General features: G+C 73.8%; 7 protein-coding genes. All 7 read right to left on the reverse strand.

What is annotated here, in order from left to right; genetic code table 11:
* Window positions 1–28: 28 nt before the first annotated feature.
* The gene (locus ACFWFR_RS17040; protein ID WP_377623788.1) at window positions 29–1,330 is read right to left on the reverse strand and encodes an N-acetylglucosamine-6-phosphate deacetylase; all 1,302 of its coding nucleotides are present in this window, start codon (window positions 1,328–1,330) and stop codon (window positions 29–31) included.
* A gap of 85 nt (window positions 1,331–1,415) precedes the next feature.
* Entirely contained in the window at window positions 1,416–1,940 is a 525-nt protein-coding gene (locus ACFWFR_RS17045; RefSeq protein WP_377616852.1) for a DUF1990 family protein, read from the reverse strand.
* Window positions 1,937–2,920: a YndJ family protein gene (locus ACFWFR_RS17050; RefSeq protein WP_377623790.1), complete on the reverse strand. Its 984-nt coding sequence runs from the start codon at window positions 2,918–2,920 to the stop codon at window positions 1,937–1,939. Before ACFWFR_RS17050 ends, ACFWFR_RS17045 begins: the two co-directional genes overlap by 4 nt.
* A gap of 1 nt (window position 2,921) precedes the next feature.
* Complete coding sequence (locus tag ACFWFR_RS17055; RefSeq protein WP_377616850.1) at window positions 2,922–3,584, reverse strand: TetR family transcriptional regulator; 663 nt, start codon at window positions 3,582–3,584, stop codon at window positions 2,922–2,924.
* Between the two features lie 97 nt (window positions 3,585–3,681).
* Entirely contained in the window at window positions 3,682–4,377 is a 696-nt protein-coding gene (gene nucS, locus ACFWFR_RS17060; RefSeq protein WP_056646199.1) for an endonuclease NucS, read from the reverse strand.
* A 195-nt stretch (window positions 4,378–4,572) separates the two neighbouring features.
* Window positions 4,573–4,989 (reverse strand): DUF2550 domain-containing protein, encoded by a 417-nt coding sequence (locus ACFWFR_RS17065; protein ID WP_377623791.1) that lies wholly within the window; start codon window positions 4,987–4,989, stop codon window positions 4,573–4,575.
* A gap of 18 nt (window positions 4,990–5,007) precedes the next feature.
* Window positions 5,008–5,292: a F0F1 ATP synthase subunit epsilon gene (locus ACFWFR_RS17070; RefSeq protein ID WP_056646193.1), complete on the reverse strand. Its 285-nt coding sequence runs from the start codon at window positions 5,290–5,292 to the stop codon at window positions 5,008–5,010.
* Window positions 5,293–5,354: the final 62 nt, after the last annotated feature.

Genomic DNA, 5,354 nt, shown 5'->3' on the forward strand with positions numbered 1-5,354 from the left:
GTCGGGTGAAACCGCAGGTCAGCCCGCGTCAGTCGGTCACCGGCGCTCCCCCGCGCCACACCGCGAGCGGCGTCAGGTCGGCGTCGGTCACGACGACGTCGGCACGGCGCCCGGCCTCGAGCGCTCCGATGTCCGAGCGCCCCAGGACGCCTGCGGGCGTGTACGAGGCGGCCTTGACCGCGTCGACGAGCGGGATGCCGAACCCGGTCGTCGCCCGCACCACGTCGAGCAGGTGGAACGTGCCGCCCGCGATCGACCCCTCGGGCGTGCCGTCGTCGAGCCGTGCGACGCCGTCGGCGACCGTCACGGCCATGGGGCCGAGCTGGTAGGTGCCGTCCGCCATGCCTGCGGCGGCCATCGCGTCGGTGACGAGCACGATCGCGTCGGGCCCGACGAGCTCGAACACGCTGCGCACGGTCCCGGCCGCGAGGTGGGTGCCGTCGGCCACGAGCTCGACCACGAGCTCACCGCGCGCCGCGGCCGCCAGGCATGCTGCGATGGGGCCCGGCGCCCGGTGGTGCAGGGGCCGCATGCCGTTGAACAGGTGCGTCGCGGTCAGGCGCGGCGCCGGACCGACGGGCTCGCCCGCCGCGGCCTGCGCCGCCCGGCGCGCCGCGAGGGCCGCGACCCCCTCGGCGATCGCGGCGTCGGTCTGCTCGGACGAGGCGTCGGTGTGCCCGATCGAGGGGACCGCACCGACCTCGACGAGCGTCTCGACGACGCCCCCGGGACCCGTGTTGCCCGGGACCTCGGGCGCGAACGTCATGGTGCGGAAGTGTCCGCGCCCGGCCTCGGCGATGGCCCGCACCAGCTCGGCGTCCCCCGCGAGCATGTCGTGCGGGTTCTGCGCCCCGCAGCGCACCTCCGACAGGAACGGACCTTCGAGGTGGATGCCCGCGATCTCGCCCGCGTCACCCAGGTCGGCGAGCGTCGCGACCCGGCGCAGGAGCGTCTCGCGCTCGGCCGTCACGAGCGAGGCGACCAGGCTCGTGGTCCCGTGGCGCCGGTGCTCGCGCACCGCGACGAGCGCCTGCTCGGCGTCCTCGGCGTCCGGGAAGCTCGCGCCGCCCCCACCGTGGTTGTGCAGCTCGACGAGCCCGGGCAGGACGACCTGACCGTCGACCGGAGGCTCGGCCGCCTCGACCTCGGCGCCGTACCCGGCGGCTGCGGCGTCCCGGCGGTCGCCGACCCACGCGATCGTCGCCCCGTCGAGGACGACGACGCCGTCCTCGACGACCTCCTGCGGGGTGACCACGCGCCCACGCAGTGCGGAGCGCGCGGCTCCGGCGGACGACGGGACGGTGGGCTGCGGGGAGGCGTTCGACGTCATGTCCTCATTCTTGCGCACTTCGTTCGGACGACGCACGAATGGTCACGGTGCCCACCGCGGAGCGGTCGAGGGCCGAGACGACGGCTCATCCGTCGCGCAGGAGCCGACGCGCCGCCCGGGCGAGGTGCGCGATGTACAGGCGCTGGAAGGTCGGGACGAACGGGCGCAGCGCCGAGACCCAGCGCGCCGCGGGGTTGCTGAAGACGTCCACCACGAACCACACGTCCCCGGCTGCGTCCCGCTCGAGCACGAACGCCTCCTCCCCCACGAACACGTGCCCGGGGAGCGTCCCGTAGCCGAACCCGATGCGCTGCTCCTCGCGCTCGACCCACACGATCTCGCAGGGCTCGTTCAGCCGCACCCTCCCCACCCCGAGCTGCGTGACGACACGCCCACCGGGCTCGGCGACCGGGGCCGACGTCTCGATCCGCACGCGCGCCGCCGCGTGCACCTGCCAGGTCAGGAGCTGCTCGCCCAGGCGCCCGAGCTCCGCGACCGAGCACGGGCGCTCGGACAGCCGGTGGCGCAGGCGGAGGTGGGCATAGCCCGGGGGCAGCTCCGCGGCGCGCGTCGCGCCCACCTCGGGGTAGGTCGTCCGGCTCTGCGTCATGCCTGTCTCCGTCCTGGGGTCCTGCTGGGTCTGTGTGGTCGGGTGGCTGTTCCTTGCAGCGCGGGGCCGCCGGGCCTCGAGCGCTCGAGCCGCCGCCCCGGCGCGCCCCGGACCGTCCGGAGACCCAGCAGCGTGCACAGCGCGAACCCGACCGCGTTGGCCACGCCGTGCGTCGCGGCCATCTGCCCGATGCTCGGGTGCGGCAGCCCGGTCGCCTCACCCACGGCCCACCACACCGCGAGCAGCATCGAGCACGCCACCGCGACGGATCCGGCGACGAGCAGTCTGCGTGCCCAGCCCCGTGCCGCAAGCCCGAGGACGGCCCACGCGGTGCACCACAGCGCCCCCGTGAGCACGAGCGCACCCGCCAGCTCGGCCACGTCGCCCACGAGGTAGCCCACGAGGACCAGTCCCGTGCCGGCCGGGACGCCCCACGCGCCGGCGCGTGCGGCGCGGCTCCGGGTTCGGCCGCGGTCCCGGCTCACCATGTGCTCGGGAGAACCGGGAGAGCGAGACTCGTCGATCCCGAGGACGAGCCCCGCGACCAGGGCCGCCGCGAAACCCGCGAAGAGCATGTGCGGGACGGTCAGCGCGAGATAGGTCCCCGAGAAGCCGAGCAGACCCCAGCCCCCGCGATCGGCGAGCATCGCAGCGGCACCGACGCTCGGCAGGGCGAGCGCCACGCCCACGGCGAGCCGCACGGCGAGCGGTCGCGGCGCCGTCGGGCCGGGAAAGAACCAGCGGACCGCGGCCACGAGCAGGACCGCCGATCCCCCGAGGAAGGGGACCGTCGCGAGCTGCGCCGCCGGGCCGTGCGGGAGCCAGGCTCCCGCGGCCGCGGCGGCCCCGGCCACGGGCCACCACGGACCGCCCGCCCCGGGCACGACGCGCGACCCGAGCAGCGACAGCCCGAGCGGGAGGACCACGACGAGCCCGAGCGCGACCACGAGGTCGACGAGCAGGGCCGTCGCCGGGGACACCTCAGCCTCGCAGGGACGAGGTCAGGCGCAGGACGTCGTCGACGACCCCGCGCGCGACGGGCAGGCGCGACAGGCGCACGAGCTTTCCCACGACGGGGCTCGCCCCGGCGACCAGGCGCCGCGTGCGCGCCGTGCCCGACGACGAGTCCTGGACCCAGAAGAGCGTCACCCCGAGCTGGGCGAACCAGAGCAGCTCGGGAAGCTGTGCCCGCAAGGTGGGCGGCACCGCGGGCGAGGCCCCGGCCACGAGGTCCTCGAAGATCCCGAGCGAGAGCTCGCGGGCCTCGCGTGACGCCTCGCTGAACGGGTTGGCGGCCGCACCCGGCCGGATCGCGACCGAGACGAACTCTGCACCGAACGAGTGGTACGGCGCGAAGACGTCGACCGACGCGTCGAGCACGCGCCGCAGCCGCTCGGCGAGAGAACCACCCTGCGCGAGGATCTCGTCGGCAGCGGCCCGGTGGGCGCGCAGGACGTCGAGGTACAGCTCCTGGACCAGGTGGTCCTTGGACGGGAAGTAGTAGTAGGCGTTGCCCGTGCTCACGCCCGCCGCCACCGCGATGGCCCGCATGGTCGTGGCCTCGTACCCCTGCTCGCGCAGCATCGTGAGGGCCACCCCGAGGACCTTGGCCCGGGTCTCCTCCGACTTGGGCGTGGGGCTCACGGGGCCGCCTCGGTCGTGGTGCCGGAGGATTTTTTGAACATGTTCAAAAATCTAGCACGAGAGAAGCCCGCACGCGGGCGGGCGTGCGGGCTCCGGGTCAGAAGAGGCGCGAGTCCACGTCGTCGACCCCGCGCATCGCGTCGTAGTCCAGGACCAGGCAACCGATCCCCCGGTCCGTCGCCAGGACCCGCGCCTGAGGCTTGATCTCCTGCGCCGCGAACACTCCGCGCACCGGGGCCAGCAGCGGGTCGCGGTTCAGCAGGTCGAGGTAGCGGGTGAGCTGCTCGACGCCGTCGATGTCACCGCGGCGCTTGATCTCGACCGCGACCGTCGCGCCGTCCTTGTCGCGGGCCAGGATGTCGACCGGACCGATCGCCGTGGGGTACTCCCGGCGGATCAGGGTGTGCCCCGTGCCGAGGAGCTGGATCTGCGCCGCGAGCATCTCCTGCAGGTGGGCCTCGACGCCGTCCTTGATGAGACCCGGGTCGATGCCGAGGTCGTGCGCCGAGTCGTGCAGGACCTCGTGCAGCTCGATCTCGAGGCGGTCGTCGCTCTTGGCGTGCTGCACGGCCCACACCTGGGTCACGCCGCGCTCCCGTGCCGTCTCGTCGGGCTCGGTGACCGCCATGGAGCACGGGGGGCTCATCCAGTTGAGCGGCTTGTACGAGCCACCGTCCGAGTGGAGGAGCACGCTGCCGTCGGCCTTGACGAGCAGCACACGGGTCGCGAGCGGGAGATGGGCCGAGAGCCGACCGGTGTAGTGGGCCGAGCACTGGGCAACCACGAGACGCACGAAGAACTCCTCAGACCGGGATGGTGCAAGACCGGGGACGACGACGGAGAGCGACGCTTGCGCAGCGCCGACCGGGGGACGAGCGAGTGGGGCAGCCTCTCGTGGGGAGCGGCGCCGACGGGACGGACGGGCGGGTCGGTGCCGGCCGGGAGGACGGACGGGCCGTCGGCGGACGAGCAGGCTGCCGACAGAGCCTCAGACGACCACGCCGCGGCGCCCGGGCGGGGCCGCCTCGAGCCACGATGCCAGACCCGCGTAGGCACCGCTCGACATGAGCAGCTCGAACCGCGTGCCCTCGTACGAGCACTCGACAAGGAAGAGGTCACGCTCGGGGGCCTCGACGGGACGTCGCGACTCGATCACGAGGTCCTGGCGGCGCCAGGACCTCGCAGGGCGCAGGGACAGGGACCAGCAGCGCCACCAGTCGATGCGACCGACGCCGTAGTGCGCGATGCCGAGCGACCAGGAGGCCTGCTCGGCACCCGCCGGACGAGCGCTGCACTCGAACGAGCCCACCCGATGGGCGATGGCCCGAAGACGCAACGCTCCCAGCCCGACCACGACCAGGACAACCAGAAGGAGTCCGATCGCGATCCAGGCGGGGAGCGGCACGTGTGCTACCTGGTCCCGTCAGTGGCCGGAGACGGCCGAGGCGTCGAGCACCTCGGCGTCGTCGACCACGAGCATGACCTGGTTGGAGTCCACCGAGAGGAAGCCGCCGGTGACCTTGACGGCGATCTTCTCGCCGGAGACCCCGGTGATCCGGACGGTGCCCGCCTCCAGGACGGACAGGACCGGTGAGTGGTCCGCGAGGATCCCGATCTCACCGTCGGCGGCCGGCGCGCTCACGGCGCGCGCGGTCCCGGACCAGATCTTGCGGTCCGCCGCCACGAGGTCGACGTTCAGTTGTGCCACTTGAACTCCTTCATGTCGGTGCACGGGTCTGACGAAGCGCGCCGCGTGCTCGGCCGGTGGGC

The organism is Oerskovia sp. NPDC060287, assembly GCF_042726775.1.
In the GTDB taxonomy this organism is placed as follows: Bacteria; Actinomycetota; Actinomycetes; order Actinomycetales; family Cellulomonadaceae; genus Oerskovia; species Oerskovia merdavium.